Source organism: Frigoribacterium sp. Leaf263, from assembly GCF_001422285.1.
Lineage (GTDB): Bacteria > Actinomycetota > Actinomycetes > Actinomycetales > Microbacteriaceae > Frigoribacterium.
Genome location: NZ_LMMO01000005.1, coordinates 14869 through 30741 on the forward strand (window position 1 = coordinate 14869; position 15873 = coordinate 30741).

Sequence of the window (15873 nt, forward strand, 5' to 3'; positions counted from 1 at the left end):
CTCGGCCATCACACCACGTCCCGCGCCCGGGGCCCTACGACGCGACGAGCTCGACCTTCAGCCAGCCCGGCTCGCGTCGGTCGAACGCCTCGTAGGCCTCGATGGCCGATGCGACGCCCTCGTGCTCGGTGATGAACGCCGTCGGGTCGAACCGGCCCGAGGCGACGAGGTCGATGAGCGGCGGCGTCACCGCGTGGTGGTCGCAGTTGCCCATGCGGATGGTGAGGTTCTTCAGCATCGCCTCGCCGAACGGGAACGAGGTGACGGTCGGCGAGTAGACGCCGATGACCCCGATGCGTCCGTACTTCGCGACGACCTCGACGGCCCACCGCAGCGCCTGCGTCGGTGCGTTCCCGGGAACCCACTGGTCGCCCGTGGGGTCCGCGTCGGGGGCGACCTGCTCGACCTCGGCCGCGAACTCGGCGGCCGTCGCGTCGTCGGGGGCCGCCGGCCCGTGCGCGGCGTGCTGCGCGTCGACGCCGACGGCGTCGATCACGGCGTCGACGCCCACCCCGCCCGTCAGGCGCTTGATGGTCTCGACGGGGTCCTCCTCGTCGAAGTCCACGATCTCGGCGTTCTGGGCGAGGGCCTGCGCGAGGCGGGTGGGCTCGCGGTCGACGACGAGCACGCGGCTCGCCCCCTGCTGGAACGCCGACGCGATGGCGAACTGGCCGACGACGCCCGCCCCGAAGACGGCGACGACGTCGCCGCGGGTGACCCCGGCGAGCTCCGCCCCGAACCAGCCCGTCGGGAAGATGTCGCTCAGCAGGATCGCCTGCTCGTCGCTGACCGTGTCGGGCAGCCGGTGCATCGTGTTCTGCGCGAACGGCACGCGCACCTGCTCGGCCTGCAGGCCGTTCACCGGCCCGGTCGAGGCGGGCCCGCCGAAGAAGCACGTGCCGGCGTCGGGGCCGTTCGGGTTGGCGACGTCGCACTGCGCCGTCTGCCCCATCCGGCAGTACCGGCAGCTGCCGCACGAGACGGTCGAGTTGATGACGACGCGGTCGCCGGGGCTGAAGCCGCGCACGTCGTCGCCGACCTCGGTGACGACGCCGACGGCCTCGTGCCCGAGGATCGTCCCCTCGGTCATGGGCGCCATCGTGCCGCGGACGAAGTGCAGGTCGGTGCCGCAGATGGCGCTGCGGGTGATGCGGACGACCGCGTCGGTGGGGTCGATGATCGCGGGGTCGGCGACCTCGTCGAGTCGGATGTCTCCGATGCCGTGCCAGACGACTGCTTTCATGGTGGTCCTTCCTCTCGGGGCACTCGCGTGCCAGGCGCCACGGTAGGCGGCCCGGATCGCAGCCGACGTGTGTCGTTCCCGTGAGAACGGGGGACCGATCCCGAGGAGGCGCGGGTCGGCCGCCTGCCCAGCCTCAGCCGAGCTCGTGAACCGCGTAGCTCGCGATGAAGCCGACCACCGTCACGAGTCCGGTGAGCGTCTGCGTCCTGCGGAACGCCTCGGGGATCATCGTGTCGCAGATCATCGCGAGGATCGCGCCGGCGGCGAACGCCATGACGAACGACTGCCCGCCCTCGGCGACGGAGCCGAGCAGCGCGTAGCCGCCGAGGGCCGAGAGCGCGCAGACGACGGCGATGCCCGACCAGAGGCCGAAGACGTAGCCGGCCGAGCGCCCCGACGACTTGAGGTCGGCGGTGCTCGACATGCCCTCGGGGATGTTCGAGATGACGACCGCCACGAGGATCGCCACGCTCAGCGATCCGCCGCCGGTGAGGCTCACGCCCTGCACGGCCGTCTCGGGCACGCCGTCGAGCAGCGCGCCGAGTGCGATGCCGAGCCCGGTCCCGCCGGCGGCGCCTCCTCGGCTGTGGCGCTTCCGCCGGAACCCGCCGTGCTCGAGCAGCTGGTCGAGCACGACGTAGACGACGGCGCCGGCCAGCACGCCCACGATGGTCGGCAGCAGGCCGCCGCTGCTCGTCGCCTCCGCGACGAGGTCGAACGAGAGCGCCGAGATGAGCACGCCGGCGCCGAAGGCCATGACCAGGGCGATCACCTCGCGGGGGACCTTCACCCACCAGGCGACGGCCGCCCCGGCGACGAGCGACAGCCCCGACAGCAGGCCGGCCGCCGTCGCGAGCAGCAGAGGAGAGAGCACGGGTCCGGTCTAGTCCCGACTCGGCCGCGTGTCCGCAGGAGGTGCGGCTCCGCACCTGCTGGACGCGCGCCTCCTCGGGGCGTACAATTCATGCAAACGCATGAATAGCACGGTCAGGAGCCCCATGTCACACCCCCTCGAGTTCGGCCTCGACACCTTCGGCGACGTCACCGAGCGCCCCGCGGGCGCCGACGGAGCCGGCACCCTCATCAGCCACGCCCAGGCGATCCGCGACCTGATCGACCAGGCCGTCCTGGCCGACCGCGTCGGGCTCGACTTCATCGGCGTCGGCGAGCACCACCGCGTCGACTTCGCCGTCTCGGCCCCCGAGGTCGTGCTGGCAGCGATCGCCGCCCGCACCGAGCGCATCCGCCTCGGCTCGGCCGTCACCGTGCTGAGCTCCGACGACCCCGTCCGCGTCTACGAGCGCTTCGCCACCCTCGACGCGGTGTCGAACGGCCGGGCCGAGGTCATCCTCGGGCGCGGGTCGTTCACCGAGTCGTTCCCGCTCTTCGGCCTCGACCTGCAGGACTACGAGAAGCTCTTCGAGGAGAAGATCGAGCTGTTCGCCGAGCTGCTGAAGGACGAGCCGGTCACCTGGCAGGGCAGCGTCCGCGGGTCGCTCAGCGATCAGTGGGTCTACCCGCGGCCCGAGTCGGGCACCCTCCCGACGTGGGTGGGCGTCGGCGGGTCGCCGCAGTCGGTGATCCGCGCCGCCCACTACGGGCTGCCGCTGTTCCTCGCGATCATCGGCGGGCAGCCGGCCCAGTTCGCCCCCTACGCCGACCTGTACCGCCGCGCGCTGACCGAGTTCGGCAAGCCCTCGCAGCCCATCGCCATGCACTCGCCCGGCTTCATCGCCGACACGGACGCCGAGGCGATGGAGATCCTCTACCCCTATCAGGAGGAGCAGACCAACCAGCTCGGACGCGAGCGCGGCTGGCCGCCCTACTCGCGCCCGCAGTACGAGCAGAGCGCGAACCCGACCGGTGCGCTCTACGTCGGGTCGCCCGAGACGGTGGCGCAGAAGATCGCGAAGAACCTCACGCTGCTCGGAGCGTCGCGCTTCGACCTCCGCTACAGCATGGGCCGCCTGCCGCACGAGCACATGATGCGCAGCATCGAGCTCTACGGAACCGAGGTCGTGCCCCGCGTCCGCGAGCTGATGGCCTGAGGCCCGGTCAGCTCTTCTCGCAGGCGATGCCGTCCTTGTCGCGGTCCATCTTCGCGTTGGCGTCGTAGAGCGCCTTGTCGAACTTGACCGTGCCCTTGAGCTTGCGCTTCTCGACCGTGCCGTTCGACTTCTTGACGAGGTTGACCTTCACGCCGGGTCTGGCGATCCCGCCCGAGAACGCCTTCTGCACCGCGGTGCAGTTCGCGTAGGCCTTGGGGGCGGCGTGGGCGGGTGCCGCGCCGCCGAGGGTGAGTCCGCCCCCGAGGGTCAGGCCGGCGGCGACGGCGAGGGCGACGAACGTCACTCGGGTGCGGGCGAGGGCGGTGGTGGGCATGGGGTCCTCTCGACGTGCTCGGGCAGCACCTGTCGAGATTGCCTCACGTCATCGCCGCGGGACAGCCCCGATCGGGTGTGCGCGTCCCGGGCGCCCCGAGCGCGGCGGCTGCGGTCGCTTCAGCGCCCTCGGTCGCTCCGCGCCAGCGCCCCGAGCTGCTCGTTGTACGCCTTCAGCTCGGCGTCGTCGTCGCGGTCGGCCTTGCGGTCCTTCCGCTTGGCCTCGCGGCTGTCGCTGCGGCTCCACATGATGGCGACCGCGATGGCGAGCGACACCGTCGGGATCTCGCCCACGCTCCAGGCGATGCCGCCGGCCGCGTACTGGTCCTCCATCGGGGTGGCGCCCCAGGTGCGGCCCATGGCGCCGTACCAGTCGGCGAGGAACAGCCCGGTGCTCGTCATGATGCTGAGTCCGAAGAACGCGTGGAACGCCATCGTCGCCAGCAGCACGAGCAGGCGCATCGGGTAGGGCAGGCGGCCCTTGACGGGGTCGATGCCGATCATCGACTGCACGAACAGGTACCCGACGATCAGGAAGTGCACGATCATCCAGTAGTGCCCGAGGTGCGTCGTCGTGGCCCAGCTGAAGAGCGACGTGTAGTAGAAGACGAAGAGCGACCCGGCGAAGAGGACGGCCGACACGATCGGGTTGCTGATGACGTGCGCGTAGCGCGAGTGCACCAGGATCATGATCCACTCGCGGGGGCCGCGGGTGCCGTCGGTGCGCTTGTGGATCGCGCGGAGGGCCAGCGTCACGGGGGCGCCGGGGACGAGCAGCACGGGAACGACCATGCCGAGCGCCATGTGGGCCAGCATGTGCGCGCTGAACAGGTACTCCTCGTAGACGTTCGGTGCGCCGCAGGTGATGTAGAACAGCACGACCATGCCGGCGATCCACGAGACGGTGCGTCCGGCCGACCAGCGGTCGCCCCGGCGGCGGAGGCGCACCACGGCGGCGAGGTAGAAGAAGACGCCGAAGGCGCACAGCAGCGCCCAGAGCATGTCGGGGTTCCACTCGGTGATCCAGCGCATCGGCGTGAGCTCGGGCGGCAGCAGCTCTTCCGTGAGGATCTCGGCCGGGGTGGGGTCGGCCAGATCGGCGGCGGCGACCTGCTCGACGGGGGTGGCCGTGCGACCGAGGGCGGCGGCGACCCCGGACGCGATGCCCATGAACGCGAGCTCGGCCGTGATGAACCACCAGAACAGCCGGGTGGTCGCCTTCGGGTGGGTGGTCATGCGCGCGACCAGGAACCGCCGCTGGACGACGCCGAAGAGCCCGAGCCCGACGAGGGCGAACGTCTTGATCAGCACGAGCACCCCGTAGCCCGTCGTCAGCGCCGACCAGCTGCCGATCCGCAGGGCGGCGCTGCCGACGCCCGAGACGGCCACGACGACGAAGCAGACGATGGCGAGGGTCGAGTAGCGCGAGAGCACGATGGCCAGGCGACCCGTGTCGAACGAGCCCCGCAGGAGCGCCAGGGCGATCAGGCCGCCGAGCCAGACCGAGGCGCCCACGAGGTGGAGGGCGAGGTTCGTGACCGCGGCGTCGTGCCCGCTCGAGCCGGCCGCGTGACCCTGCTGGGCGATGGGGATCAGCCCGCCCATGGCGAGCAGCGTGACGCCGATCAGCGCCCAGATGTTGCGGACGACGAAGCAGAGCACCGTGACGGCGGCGGCGATCAGCGTCGTGATGAGCCATGCGTTGCCGAGCTCGGTGTCGGTGAGGAAGAACGCGAGCGTGCGCCCGAACTGGTCATCGAAGGTGACGGCCACGTTGGCGACGCTGAGGAACGTGAAGAACGTGGTGACGGCCGACGCGACCGCCCAGAACCCCGCGGCGCCGGCGGCGATGTCGAGCGCCCGGTCGTACTCGGGTCTGGTCCGCGCCAGGGCGAAGCAGGTCAGGGCCAGGGTGCCGATGGTGGCGGCGGCGCCGATGTTGTTCATCATCTTGGCGATCGGCAGCCCGTAGCGGACGACCTCGCCCGGGTCGACGACCAGCGGCGCATCGGCGGCCCCACCCAGCTTCAGGGCGACGAGCAGCGACGCGAACGCCACGAGCACGAGGAGTGCGGGCCCTGTGATGCGGGTGAGTTTCGGCACGGGTTCCAGCCTAGGTCGGGTGTCCTGGGTGCGGACGCGGATCGTTCGGCTCCGAGAGACCGAGGCGGTCGCCGGGGCGGGCCCGAGGAGGTGCGGGTCGGCGACCGGCAGCACCCGCCGCCCGGCGCGCGAAAAGGGGGTGCCGACCGAAGTCGACACCCCCTGGGCTTCGTGAGAAGCGGAGGACTACTTGACGGCGGCCTTGAGCTTGCTGCCGGCGCTGACCTTCACGCTGTCGCTCGCGGCGATCTCGAGAGCCTCACCCGTCTGGGGGTTGCGGCCCGTGCGAGCGGCGCGGTGCGTCTTCTCGAAGGCGATCCATCCGGGGATGGTGACCTTGGTGCCGTCGGCGACGGACTTCGAGACGACGGAGAAGAAAGCGTCGACGACGCCGCTGACGGCGGCCTGGCTCTGGCCGGACTCGGAAGCGACAGCTGCGACGAGCTCGGTGCGGTTCAGTGACTTGTCAGCCATGTGATTGTCCTCCTCGGACTTCGTTCGTAAGACGAGACGCGGCGTTCACCGCGTCCGTGCGGTAACAGGCCCGAGGGCCCTGTGGAACCGCGTAAAACCTACCAGGAAGACTTCGTGATGCCCGGAAGCTCACCGCGGTGAGCCATGTCACGGAAGCGGACACGGCTGATGCCGTACGCCTTGAGGTGACCACGGGGGCGTCCGTCGACCGAGTCGCGGTTGCGGAGGCGGACCGGCGACGCGTCGCGGGGCAGCTTCTGCAGACCGCTGCGAGCGGCCTCGCGGCTCTCGTCGGTGCCGTTGGGGTCGATGAGCGCCTTCTTCAGCTCGAGACGCTTCTCGGCGTAGCGGGCGACGATGACGGCGCGCTGGTTGTTCTTCGCGATCATGCTCTTCTTGGCCATTTTTAGCGCTCCTCGCGGAATTCGACGTGCTTGCGGATCACGGGGTCGTACTTCTTCAGCACGAGGCGATCGGGGTTGTTACGACGGTTCTTCTTGGTCACGTACGTGAAACCGGTGCCCGCCGTCGAGCGGAGCTTGATGATGGGACGGACGTCCTGCTGACGAGCCATTAGATCTTCTCCCCACGAGCGAGAAGGTCCTTCACGACCGACTCGATGCCACGAGCGTCGATGACCTTGATCCCCTTGGCGCTGAGCTGCAGGGTCACGTTACGACGAAGCGACGGCACGTAGTACGTCTTCTTCTGGATGTTGGGGTCGAAACGACGCTTCGTGCGTCGGTGCGAGTGCGAGATGTTGTGTCCGAAGCCGGGGATGGCTCCAGTCACCTGGCATGTTGCTGCCATGGTCTTTCCTCCGTAGATACCGTAGGGGCACCCCGTTCTGCGAACGGAAGTCCTCTACCCAAGGTCACTTGTCGGCGCGCGTCGTCCCGGTGACTCCGCAGGGCGGGGTCGGTGTGGCTCGGGATTCGGTGCACATGGGCGCAGAGAGCGCCCAACCAAAGAGCAAGAGTACGCGACACGCCCGGGAAGACGCAACCCGCGCCTCCTGAGGGTCGACGGCGGCAGCCGAGGAGGCGCGGCTCAGTCGCGCGACGGAGCCCGCGTGACCGCCGGGTCGCGCCCCGCGGCCTTCTCGGCCGAGCACGCGGCGCAGAGGCCGAAGACGTCGACGATGTGCTGGGCCTCGGTGAAGCCGTGCTGTGCGGCGACCTGCCGCGCCCAGGTCTCGACGGCGTCCGCCTCGATCTCGACGGTGGTGCCGCAGACCCGGCAGATGAGGTGATGGTGGTGCGTTCCGGGAGTGCAGGCGCGGTAGAGGCTCTCGCCCTCCTGCTGCAGGGAGTCGGCCGACCCGTCGTTGGCGAGATCGGACAGGGCGCGGTAGACCGTCGCCAGGCCGATGGGCGATCCCGCCTCGCGCAGCTGGGTGTGCAGCGACTGGGCGCTGACGAAGCCCTCGCTGCTGCCGAGCGCCTCGCGCACGGCCTCGCGCTGCCACGTGTTGCGCCGGACTACCATTTCGCACCGCCGAGCATCTCAGGCCTCCTGTTTCGCGGCCAAGGCTACCCGCGCCGGTCGGCGGGGCCTGAGCGTCCGCGCGTCGCGACGTCGCCCGATGAGGCGGCAGACGAGCCAGATGGCGAACGAGATGGTGGTGACGTAGGGGCTGATCGGCAGGCCGCCGCCGAGCGCGAGCAGGATCCCGCCGACGACGGACGTCACGGCGAAGGCGATGCTCAGCAGCGGCACGAGGCGGGGGTTGACCGTCAGGCGCAGGGCGGCCGCGGCGGGTGTCACGAGCAGCGAGAGCACGAGCAGGGCGCCGACGATCTGCACCGACACGGCGACCGCGAGGCCGAGCACGAGCATGAAGACGATGCTCAGCGTGCGCACCGGCACGCCGGCGGCGGCCGCCACGTCGGGATCGACGCTCGCGAAGGTCAGGGGCCGCCAGATGACCAGCAGCGTGACGATCACGACGGCCGAGATGGTCATCAGCCAGCCCAGCTGCGGGTTGTCGACGGCCACGATCTGACCCGTGAGGAGGCCGAAGCGGTTGGCCGACCGGCCCTGGTACAGCGCGAGGCAGAGGATGCCGATGCCCAGGCCGAAGGGCATGAGCACGGCGATGATCGAGTTCCGTTCGCGCGCCCGCGAGCCGAGCAGTCCGATCAGCAGGGCGGCCACGACGCTGCCGACGACGGATCCGGCCACGACGTTCGCGCCGAACAGCAGAGCCGCCGACGCGCCGGCGAACGAGAGCTCGCTGATGCCGTGCACCGCGAACGGCATGTTGCGGGTGAGCACGAACGGCCCGATCAGACCGCCGACGAGACCGAGCACCGCACCGGCGATGATCGAGTTCCGCACGAGGGCGACGAGCTCGCCGAAGTCCTGGAACGAGAAGAGCTGGGCCCACAGGTCGGTCATCGCGGGCCTCCGCCGTCGTCGAGCGGTTCGAGGTGGTGGTCGTCGTGCCCGTGGCTCCCGACGATGACGATGCGCCCCATCGTGCGGATGACGTCGACGGGCGTCCCGTAGAGCTCGCTGAGCACGGACGCCTGCAGCACCTCGTCGGGCGTGCCGATGCGGAACGAGCCGCCGGCGAGGTAGAGCACCCGGTCGACGACGTCGAGGATCGGGTTGACGTCGTGCGTCACGAAGACCACCGCCGTCTCACGTGCACGGCGCTGACGGTCGAGCAGCTCGGTGACGCCGCGCTGGTGGCGCAGGTCGAGCGAGATCAGGGGTTCGTCGCAGAGCAGCAGGGCGGGATCGGCGGCGAGGGCCTGACCGACGCGGGCCCGCTGCTGCTCGCCGCCCGAGAGAGAGGCGACGGGGGCGTCGGCGAACGACGTGGCGCCGACCTCGTCGACGAGAGCGTCGATGGCGGCCCGCTCGCTCGGGCTCTCCCGGCGGAGGCCCCACCGGTGACCGGTGACGCCGAGGGCGATCATGTCGCGGGTCCGCAGGGGCGTTCCCGCCTCCATCAGACGCTGCTGCGGGACGTAGCCGATGCGGCGGTGGCCGCGGGCGACGGGCTGACCGAGGAACTCGATCGACCCCGTCGTGAGCTCCTGCTGACCGAGGATCGTCCGCAGCATCGTGGTCTTGCCGGCCCCGTTCGGTCCGAGCACGGCGATGAACTCGCCGGGGGCGACGTCGAGGTCGAGCCCCGACCAGAGGGTGCGGCCGCCGAAGCCGACGCCGGCGTCGCGCAGGCGCAGCACGGCGTCGCCGCCGCGCCCGGCCGAGGAGGCGCGGGTCGCGACGGCGGGGGAGTCGTCGGGGGATCCCTGGGTCACCGGTCGAGTGCCGCCTTGATCGCGTCGATGTTGCTCTGCTGCCACGAGATGTAATCATCCCCCTCCGGGAGGAGTTCCGTGACCGGCACGATCGCGACGTCGGCGTCGGTGGCGGCCTTCTCGACCGCCTCGGTCTCGGGGCTGGAGGTCTGCTCGTTGTACGCGAGCAGGTCGACCCGGCCGTCGGTGAACATCTTGAGCGTCTCGTTCAGCACCGCCGGAGACACGTCGTCGCCCTCCTCGATGGCCTCGGAGAAGGAGGCGGGGGTCACGTTCACGAGACCCATCTCGTCGAACAGGTAGCCGGGCACGGGCTCGGTGTAGGCGACCGACTCGCCGTCGTGGGCCGTCTTGATCTCGGCCGCCTGGGTCTCGAGGTCGGCGACGTCGTCGGCGAACGCGGCGGCGTTCGCGGTGAAGACGTCGGCCTGCTCAGGGTCGAGCTCGCCGAGCTCGTGCGCGATCTCGTCGGCGAGGGCGCCCATGCTGTGCAGGCTGTAGAACACGTGCTCGTTGAAGGCGCCGTGCTCGTGGTCGTGCTCGCCGTCGGCCTCGTCGGCGTGCTCGTCGTCGGAGTGGGCCTCGTCGGCGTGCTCGTCGTCGGAGTGGGCCTCGTCGGCGTGCTCGTCGTCGGAGTGGCCCTCGGCCTCGGGGTCGAGCCCCGAGACGTCGACGGCGTTCACGACGACCGCCGAGGTGTCGCTGGCGCTGATCATGGTGTCGACGAAGGCGTCGTACCCGCCGCCGTTCTCGATCACGAGGTCGGCGCGCGACACCGCGAGCTGGGTGCGGGCGTCGGCCTCGTACGAGTGCGGGTCCTGCGAGGGGTCGCTGATGATGCTGGTGACGTCGACCGCGTCGCCGCCGACGGTCCGGGCGATGTCGCCGTAGACGTTCGTCGACGCGACCACCGAGATCGCGCCTCCTGAGGTGTCGTCGCCCGTGGCGCCCGCGTCGCCGCTCGACGAGCAGCCCGAGAGGACGAGGGCTGCGGCGGCGGGCAGCGCGAGCAGGGGCAGGGTGCGACGGAGGCTCATGACGGCCACGCTATTGCTACTGATAATGATTGTCAAAACCGCCCCCGGCTGCCCCGCCGACGCGACACCCCGGAACCCGCGTTGCACCCCGGGATTCCGGGGTGCAACGCGGGTTCCGGGGTGTGACGCGACCTAGTCGAGCAGCAGCGCCGGCTCTTCGAGCACGCTCGCCACGTCGGCGACGAACCGGCTCGCGACGTCGCCGTCGACCACGCGGTGGTCGAAGCTCGCGCCGATGGTCGTCACCATGCGGCTGCGGACCTCGCCGTCGACGACCCACGGCTTCTGCTTGATCGTGCCGAGGGCGACGATGGCGACCTCGCCGGGGTTGAGGATCGGCGTGCCGGTGTCCATGCCGAAGACGCCGATGTTCGTGATGGTGATCGTGCCGTCCTGCATGTCGGTCGGCGTCGTCTTGCCGTCGCGGGCCGTCAGCGTCAGCTGCTCGAGCGCCTGGGCGAGCTCGAGCAGGCTCATCGACTGGGCCTCCTTCACGTTCGGCACGATCAGGCCGCGGGGAGTGGCCGCCGCGATGCCGAGGTTGACGAAGTGGCGGACGAGGATCTCCTTGTCGGTCCACGCGCTGTTGACCATCGGGTTCCGGCGCACGGCCCAGATGATCGCCTTCGCCATGATCAGCAGCGGCGACACCTTCACGCCGGCGAACTGCGGCGAGTTCTTCAGGCGCTTGACGAACTCCATGGTGCGGGTGGCGTCGACGTCGACGAAGAGGCTCACGTGCGGCGCGGTGAAGGCCGACGACGTCATGGCCCGGGCGATGGCCTTGCGGACGCCCTTGACGGGGATCCGCTCGATGCGCTCCTCGCCCCACTCGGGCGTCTCGATGTTGCGGAACACGCTCGCCTGCTGCGCGTGACGGATGACGTCGTCGCGGGTGACCTCGCCGGCGAGACCGGTCGGCTGGACGCTCGACAGGTCGACCTCGAGGTCTTTGGCGAGCTTGCGGATCGGCGGCTTGGCGATGATCGGCAGGGCCTGCGCGGCGGGGACCGACGTCGTCGGGCGCCGGCGGGCCTGCTCGGCGACGCGCAGCTGGCGCGCGTCGACCTCGCTCTGGGCGGGCTTGCGGCGACGGGTCGAGCCCGAGCCGCCCGCGGCCCCGTAGCCCACGAGCACGGCGCCCGAGCCGCCGTCGGAGGACTCGTCGTGGGCGGAGGCGACCGAGCCGGTCCCGCCGCTCGCCGCGACGGCGTCCGCCGAGGGGGCGGGCGCGGCGGGTGCGGCCGGAGCCGCGGCGGCCGCCGCAGGAGCCTGAGCCTGAGCCACCGGTGCGTCGTCGGAGCCGCCCTCCGAGGAGGCGCGGGTCGTCACGACCGGGATCGACGCGGTGTCGAGGCCCCTGGCCCGCTGCTCGGACAGCGCCTCTTCGTTCTGCGAGATGATCTGGGCGGTGCGCGCCAACCCGCCCGACTCGGACGCCTCCGCCTCGGCGGCGCGATCGCCGGGGGTGCGGGGCGCTCCGCCCTCGCCGATGGTGATGATCGGGGTGCCGACGTCGACCGTCTCACCCGAGGCGACGAGCACGCTCTCGACGACCCCCGCGTACGGGGAGGGGAGCTCGACGAGCGACTTGGCGGTCTCGATCTCGACGAGCACCTGGTTGATCTGGACGGTGTCGCCCGGGGCGACGCGCCATTCGACGATCTCGGCCTCGGTGAGGCCCTCGCCGACGTCGGGCAGAGCGAATTCGCTGGTCATGAAGGTCTCTCTCAGTACGCGAGTGCGCGGTCGACGGCTTCGAGGACGCGATCGGCGTCGGGCAGGTACAGCGTCTCGAGCTTCGCGGGAGGGAAGGGGGTGTCGAAGCCGCTGACGCGCAGAACGGGAGCTTCGAGCGAGTAGAAGGCCTTCTCGGCCACGGTCGCGGCGATCTCGGATCCGACGCTGACGAACCCGGGGGCCTCCTGGGCGACGACGAGTCGGCCGGTCTTGCGGACCGACTCGAGGATGGGCCCGTAGTCGACGGGGGACAGCGAGCGGAGGTCGACGACCTCGGCGCTGATGCCCTCGCCCGCGGCGATCTCGGCGGCCTGCAGCAGGGTGCTGACCATCGCGCCGTGACCGAGCAGGGTCACCTCGGTCCCGGTGCGGACGACGCGGCTGGCGTGCAGGGGGGCGTGCGGATCGGCGAGGTCGACCTCGCCCTTGGGCCAGTAGCGGCTCTTGGGCTCGAAGAACATGACGGGGTCGTTCGACCGGATGGCCTCTTGGATCATCCAGTACGCGTCGTGCGGGGTGCTCGGGCTGACGACCCGCAGACCCGCCGTGTGCGCGAAGTACGCCTCGGGGCTCTCCTGGTGGTGCTCGACCGCGCCGATGTGCCCGCCGTAGGGCACCCGGATCACGACGGGCATCTGGAGCGAGCCCTCGTGGCGGGCCGTCATCTTCGCGAGCTGCGAGGTGATCTGGTCGAAGCCCGGGTAGATGAAGCCGTCGAACTGGATCTCGACCACGGGGCGGAAACCGCCCATGGCGAGTCCGATGGCGGTGCCGACGATGCCCGACTCGGCGAGCGGGGTGTCGATGACCCGGTTCGCGCCGAACTCGGCCTGCAGCCCCTCGGTCACGCGGAACACGCCGCCGAGCGTGCCGATGTCCTCGCCCATGAGCAGCACGCGGGGGTCGTCGGCCATGGCCTTGCGGAGACCGGCGTTGATCGCCCGGCCGAGCGGCATGGTTTCGAGGGAGGAGCGGGTGGCGTCGCCGGTCGACGTCGCGTCGCCGCTCGTGATCGGGTTCGTGGCGGTGTCGGTCATGCGCGTCCTCCGTCGGTGGCGGCCGTGGTCGGGTCGGCGTCCTGGCCGAAGCTGCTCTCGTACGAGGCGAGCCACTCGCGCTGCTCGCGCATGACGGGGTGGGGCTCGGAGTAGACGTGGTCGAACATCGATCGCGGTTCGGGCTTCGCGAGCTCGAGGGTGCGTCGACGGATGTCGGCGCCGAGGTCGTCGCCCTCGGCGTCGAGACCGGCGAAGAAGGCGTCGCCTTCGCCGCGGGAGCGGAGGAACGCCTCGAACCGCTCGATGGGGTCGCGCGCGATCCAGCTCTGGAGCTCGTCGTCGGTGCGGTACTTGGTCGGGTCGTCGGACGACGTGTGGGCGCCGATCCGGTAGGTCATGGCCTCGATGAAGCGGGGCCCGGCGCCGCTGCGCGCGGCGTCGAGGTCGCGGCGGCTGACCGCGTAGCTGGCGAGCACGTCGTTGCCGTCGATGCGGGTGCCGGGCACGCCGAAGCCGATGGCCCGGTTGACGAGCGGGGTGCGCGACTGGGTCGCGACGGGCACGCTGATCGCCCACTGGTTGTTCTGCAGGAAGAACAGCTCGGGGGTCTGGAAGCTGGCGGCGAAGACGAGCGCCTCGCTGACGTCCCCCTGGCTCGTGGCCCCGTCTCCGAAGAACGTGACGACGGCCTGGTCGACCTCGGGGTCGCCCGTCGCGGTCTTGCCGTCGAGGGTCAGGCCCATCGCGTAGCCGGTGGCGTGCAGCGTCTGCGAGCCGATCACGAGCGTGTAGACGTGGAAGTTCCCGCGGTCGGCGGGGTTCCAGCCGCCGTGCGTGTGGCCGCGCAGCAGACGGAGGATGTCGACGGGGTCGACGCCCTTGGCCAGGGCGACGGCGTGCTCGCGGTACGACGGGAACAGGTGATCGTGGGGTCGCGACGCATGGGCCACGCCCACCTGCGCGCCTTCCTGGCCGTGGCTCGGCACCCAGAGGGCGAGCTGACCCTGGCGGGCGAGAGCGGCGGCCTCGCGGTCGAACCGCCGGGTGAGCACCATGTCTCGGTGCATGGCCCTCAGCTGATCATCGCCGAGGGCGTCCACGTACGGTCGCAGCTCGGAGCCGGCCTCGGACTCGACGAGCCGACCCGCCGGATCGAGCAGTTGGATCGTCGTGACGCCGTGATCCGCATCGATGTAAGACATGTCGTCCAATATACCCGCGGCCACATGCCGTCAGAGTGATGAGTTCCGGCGCACCTGCTGGGCGGCGCGCAGCAGTCTGTCGACCGACGCGGGCTCGCCGATGGTGATCCGGATGCCCTCGGGGGCGAAGGGTCTGACGACGATGCCGTGGTCGGCGAACACCCCTGCGGCGGTCGCCGTCTGCTCCCCGGTCGGCAGCCAGACGAAGTTGCCCTGCGCCTCCGGGATGTCCCAGCCCTGGTCGACCAGCGCCTGCCGCACCTGATCGCGCAGCATGGCGATGCGGTCGACGCGGGTCATCAGCTCGGCTTCGTGGGCGAGCGACGCGAGGGCGGCCGCCTGACCCTGCTCGGTGACCGAGAGCGGGATCGCCGTGGCCCGGGCGGCGTCGAGCACCGAGGAGGCGCCGATCGCGTACCCGACGCGCAGTGCGGCCAGTCCGTACGCCTTCGAGAAGGTGCGGAGCACGACGAGGTTCGGGTGACGCTCGGTCAGCGACTCGCCGTCGACGGCGTCGGGGTCGGTGACGAACTCGGCGTACGCCTCGTCGAGGATGACGAGCAGGTCGTCGGGCACGGCCGCCATGAACGTCTCGAAGTCGTGGGTCGACACCGTGGTGCCCGTCGGGTTGTTGGGCGAGCAGACGATGACGAGCCGCGTGCGCTCGGTGATCGCCGCCGCCATCGCGACGAGGTCGTGGCTGCCGTCGGCGCGGGTGGGCACCTGCACGCTGGTGGCGCCGGCGACGGTGACGAGCCCCGGGTAGGCCTCGAACGAGCGCCAGGCGTAGACGACCTCGTCGCCGGGGGCGGCGGCGGCCTGGATGAACTGCAGCAGCAGCGAGACGGAGCCCGCGCCGACGTGCACCTCGTCGATGGTGACGCCGGACTTCTCGGCCAGGGCGCCCCGCAGGGCCGAGGCCGTGGCGTCGGGGTAGCGGTTGACCGTGACGGCGCCGCGGAGGGCCTCGACGACGGCCGGCAGCGGCTCGAACGGGTTCTCGTTCGACGACAGCTTGAAGGCGTCGGGCGACGCCTGCTTGCCCTGTCGGTACGGCGGCAGGGCGGCGATCTCGGGGCGAAGTCGAACGGGAGTCATCACCCGGCCACCCTACGGGCTGCCCCCGACGGATGACGCGGCACCTGCATGCATGACACCCAGTTGACATGACTGGCGCGATCTTTATCGTGGATCGGGGCTGCTCGCGAAAGGAGGCATGACGTGAGTGACTTCTTCTCTGCCGCGCTGCTCTCCGTCCTCGCGTGGGCCGACGAGTCGCTGTACCTGGCGTTCCTGCTGGCCGCTTCGGCCGTCCTCGTCGTGGGGCCGACCCTGGCCTGCATCGTGGCGCACAGGGCCGCGTCAACGGTCGAGGACGACCCCGACGGATGACGCGGCACCGCGCCTCCTCGGCCGGGGG

At 70.8% G+C, this 15873-nt stretch carries 18 protein-coding genes; 2 read left to right on the top strand and 16 right to left on the bottom strand.

What is annotated here, in order from left to right:
* Positions 1 to 34: 34 nt before the first annotated feature.
* Together ASF17_RS13130 and ASF17_RS13135 are read right to left on the bottom strand one after the other, a co-directional pair.
* A complete protein-coding gene (locus ASF17_RS13130) occupies positions 35 to 1243 on the bottom strand; it encodes an alcohol dehydrogenase catalytic domain-containing protein (RefSeq protein WP_055800915.1) in 1209 nt (402 codons plus the stop codon).
* A gap of 133 nt (positions 1244 to 1376) precedes the next feature.
* The gene (locus ASF17_RS13135) at positions 1377 to 2117 is read right to left on the bottom strand and encodes a ZIP family metal transporter (RefSeq protein WP_055800918.1); all 741 of its coding nucleotides are present in this window, start codon (positions 2115 to 2117) and stop codon (positions 1377 to 1379) included.
* A 124-nt stretch (positions 2118 to 2241) separates the two neighbouring features.
* On the opposite strand from ASF17_RS13135, the gene ASF17_RS13140 reads away from it, so the two are divergent.
* On the top strand, positions 2242 to 3291 hold the full coding sequence (locus tag ASF17_RS13140; protein ID WP_055800922.1) for an LLM class flavin-dependent oxidoreductase: 1050 nt from the start codon (positions 2242 to 2244) through the stop codon (positions 3289 to 3291).
* Positions 3292 to 3298: 7 nt separating this feature from the next.
* Here ASF17_RS13140 and ASF17_RS13145 read toward each other — a convergent pair whose 3' ends face one another.
* The 14 genes from ASF17_RS13145 to ASF17_RS13210 all read right to left on the bottom strand — a co-directional run bounded on the left by ASF17_RS13145 (position 3299) and on the right by ASF17_RS13210 (position 15551).
* Complete coding sequence (locus ASF17_RS13145; RefSeq protein WP_055800927.1) at positions 3299 to 3625, bottom strand: excalibur calcium-binding domain-containing protein; 327 nt, start codon at positions 3623 to 3625, stop codon at positions 3299 to 3301.
* Between the two features lie 119 nt (positions 3626 to 3744).
* Entirely contained in the window at positions 3745 to 5727 is a 1983-nt protein-coding gene (locus ASF17_RS13150; RefSeq protein ID WP_200913498.1) for a cytochrome c oxidase assembly protein, read from the bottom strand.
* Between the two features lie 186 nt (positions 5728 to 5913).
* Entirely contained in the window at positions 5914 to 6201 is a 288-nt protein-coding gene (locus ASF17_RS13155) for an HU family DNA-binding protein (protein WP_043595940.1), read from the bottom strand.
* Positions 6202 to 6299: 98 nt separating this feature from the next.
* Positions 6300 to 6605: a 30S ribosomal protein S14 gene (rpsN, locus tag ASF17_RS13160; protein WP_055800930.1), complete on the bottom strand. Its 306-nt coding sequence runs from the start codon at positions 6603 to 6605 to the stop codon at positions 6300 to 6302.
* A 2-nt stretch (positions 6606 to 6607) separates the two neighbouring features.
* Positions 6608 to 6775, bottom strand: coding sequence for a 50S ribosomal protein L33 (rpmG, locus tag ASF17_RS13165; protein WP_043595944.1), 168 nt, complete (start codon positions 6773 to 6775; stop codon positions 6608 to 6610).
* Positions 6775 to 7011 carry a 50S ribosomal protein L28 gene (gene rpmB, locus ASF17_RS13170; RefSeq protein ID WP_022885355.1) on the bottom strand — a complete coding sequence of 79 codons (237 nt, stop codon included), beginning with the start codon at positions 7009 to 7011 and terminating at the stop codon, positions 6775 to 6777. The genes rpmG and rpmB overlap by 1 nt, the downstream gene beginning before the upstream one ends.
* A gap of 240 nt (positions 7012 to 7251) precedes the next feature.
* Complete coding sequence (locus tag ASF17_RS13175; protein WP_055800933.1) at positions 7252 to 7689, bottom strand: Fur family transcriptional regulator; 438 nt, start codon at positions 7687 to 7689, stop codon at positions 7252 to 7254.
* A gap of 18 nt (positions 7690 to 7707) precedes the next feature.
* Positions 7708 to 8601, bottom strand: coding sequence for a metal ABC transporter permease (locus ASF17_RS13180; RefSeq protein ID WP_055800937.1), 894 nt, complete (start codon positions 8599 to 8601; stop codon positions 7708 to 7710).
* A complete protein-coding gene (locus tag ASF17_RS13185; RefSeq protein WP_200913502.1) occupies positions 8598 to 9398 on the bottom strand; it encodes a metal ABC transporter ATP-binding protein in 801 nt (266 codons plus the stop codon). The genes ASF17_RS13180 and ASF17_RS13185 overlap by 4 nt, the downstream gene beginning before the upstream one ends.
* A 74-nt stretch (positions 9399 to 9472) precedes the next feature.
* Positions 9473 to 10513, bottom strand: coding sequence for a metal ABC transporter solute-binding protein, Zn/Mn family (locus ASF17_RS13190; protein ID WP_055801262.1), 1041 nt, complete (start codon positions 10511 to 10513; stop codon positions 9473 to 9475).
* A gap of 132 nt (positions 10514 to 10645) precedes the next feature.
* Complete coding sequence (locus tag ASF17_RS13195; protein WP_055800940.1) at positions 10646 to 12232, bottom strand: dihydrolipoamide acetyltransferase family protein; 1587 nt, start codon at positions 12230 to 12232, stop codon at positions 10646 to 10648.
* A gap of 11 nt (positions 12233 to 12243) precedes the next feature.
* Positions 12244 to 13209 carry an alpha-ketoacid dehydrogenase subunit beta gene (locus ASF17_RS13200; protein WP_055801264.1) on the bottom strand — a complete coding sequence of 322 codons (966 nt, stop codon included), beginning with the start codon at positions 13207 to 13209 and terminating at the stop codon, positions 12244 to 12246.
* A gap of 77 nt (positions 13210 to 13286) precedes the next feature.
* The gene (locus ASF17_RS13205) at positions 13287 to 14453 is read right to left on the bottom strand and encodes a thiamine pyrophosphate-dependent dehydrogenase E1 component subunit alpha (RefSeq protein ID WP_055800942.1); all 1167 of its coding nucleotides are present in this window, start codon (positions 14451 to 14453) and stop codon (positions 13287 to 13289) included.
* Positions 14454 to 14483: 30 nt separating this feature from the next.
* Positions 14484 to 15551, bottom strand: a complete 1068-nt coding sequence (locus ASF17_RS13210; RefSeq protein ID WP_082475382.1) for a histidinol-phosphate transaminase — start codon at positions 15549 to 15551, stop codon at positions 14484 to 14486.
* A gap of 123 nt (positions 15552 to 15674) precedes the next feature.
* Between ASF17_RS13210 and ASF17_RS15650 the strand changes: the two genes are divergently transcribed.
* A complete protein-coding gene (locus ASF17_RS15650; protein WP_156357437.1) occupies positions 15675 to 15845 on the top strand; it encodes a hypothetical protein in 171 nt (56 codons plus the stop codon).
* Positions 15846 to 15873 lie beyond the last annotated feature (28 nt).

Bases quoted from the DNA above. Each gene is read 5' to 3' on its own strand.
- ASF17_RS13130 (WP_055800915.1), bottom strand. From the start codon at position 1,243: ATGAAAGCAGTCGTCTGGCACGGCATCGGAGACATCCGACTCGACGAG.
- ASF17_RS13140 (WP_055800922.1), top strand. From the start codon at position 2,242: ATGTCACACCCCCTCGAGTTCGGCCTCGACACCTTCGGCGACGTCACC.
- ASF17_RS13145 (WP_055800927.1), bottom strand. From the start codon at position 3,625: ATGCCCACCACCGCCCTCGCCCGCACCCGAGTGACGTTCGTCGCCCTC.
- ASF17_RS13155 (WP_043595940.1), bottom strand. From the start codon at position 6,201: ATGGCTGACAAGTCACTGAACCGCACCGAGCTCGTCGCAGCTGTCGCT.
- rpsN (WP_055800930.1), bottom strand. From the start codon at position 6,605: ATGGCCAAGAAGAGCATGATCGCGAAGAACAACCAGCGCGCCGTCATC.
- rpmG (WP_043595944.1), bottom strand. From the start codon at position 6,775: ATGGCTCGTCAGCAGGACGTCCGTCCCATCATCAAGCTCCGCTCGACG.
- rpmB (WP_022885355.1), bottom strand. From the start codon at position 7,011: ATGGCAGCAACATGCCAGGTGACTGGAGCCATCCCCGGCTTCGGACAC.
- ASF17_RS13175 (WP_055800933.1), bottom strand. From the start codon at position 7,689: ATGGTAGTCCGGCGCAACACGTGGCAGCGCGAGGCCGTGCGCGAGGCG.
- ASF17_RS13180 (WP_055800937.1), bottom strand. From the start codon at position 8,601: ATGACCGACCTGTGGGCCCAGCTCTTCTCGTTCCAGGACTTCGGCGAG.
- ASF17_RS13190 (WP_055801262.1), bottom strand. From the start codon at position 10,513: ATGAGCCTCCGTCGCACCCTGCCCCTGCTCGCGCTGCCCGCCGCCGCA.
- ASF17_RS13195 (WP_055800940.1), bottom strand. From the start codon at position 12,232: ATGACCAGCGAATTCGCTCTGCCCGACGTCGGCGAGGGCCTCACCGAG.
- ASF17_RS13200 (WP_055801264.1), bottom strand. From the start codon at position 13,209: ATGCCGCTCGGCCGGGCGATCAACGCCGGTCTCCGCAAGGCCATGGCC.
- ASF17_RS13205 (WP_055800942.1), bottom strand. From the start codon at position 14,453: ATGTCTTACATCGATGCGGATCACGGCGTCACGACGATCCAACTGCTC.
- ASF17_RS13210 (WP_082475382.1), bottom strand. From the start codon at position 15,551: ATGACTCCCGTTCGACTTCGCCCCGAGATCGCCGCCCTGCCGCCGTAC.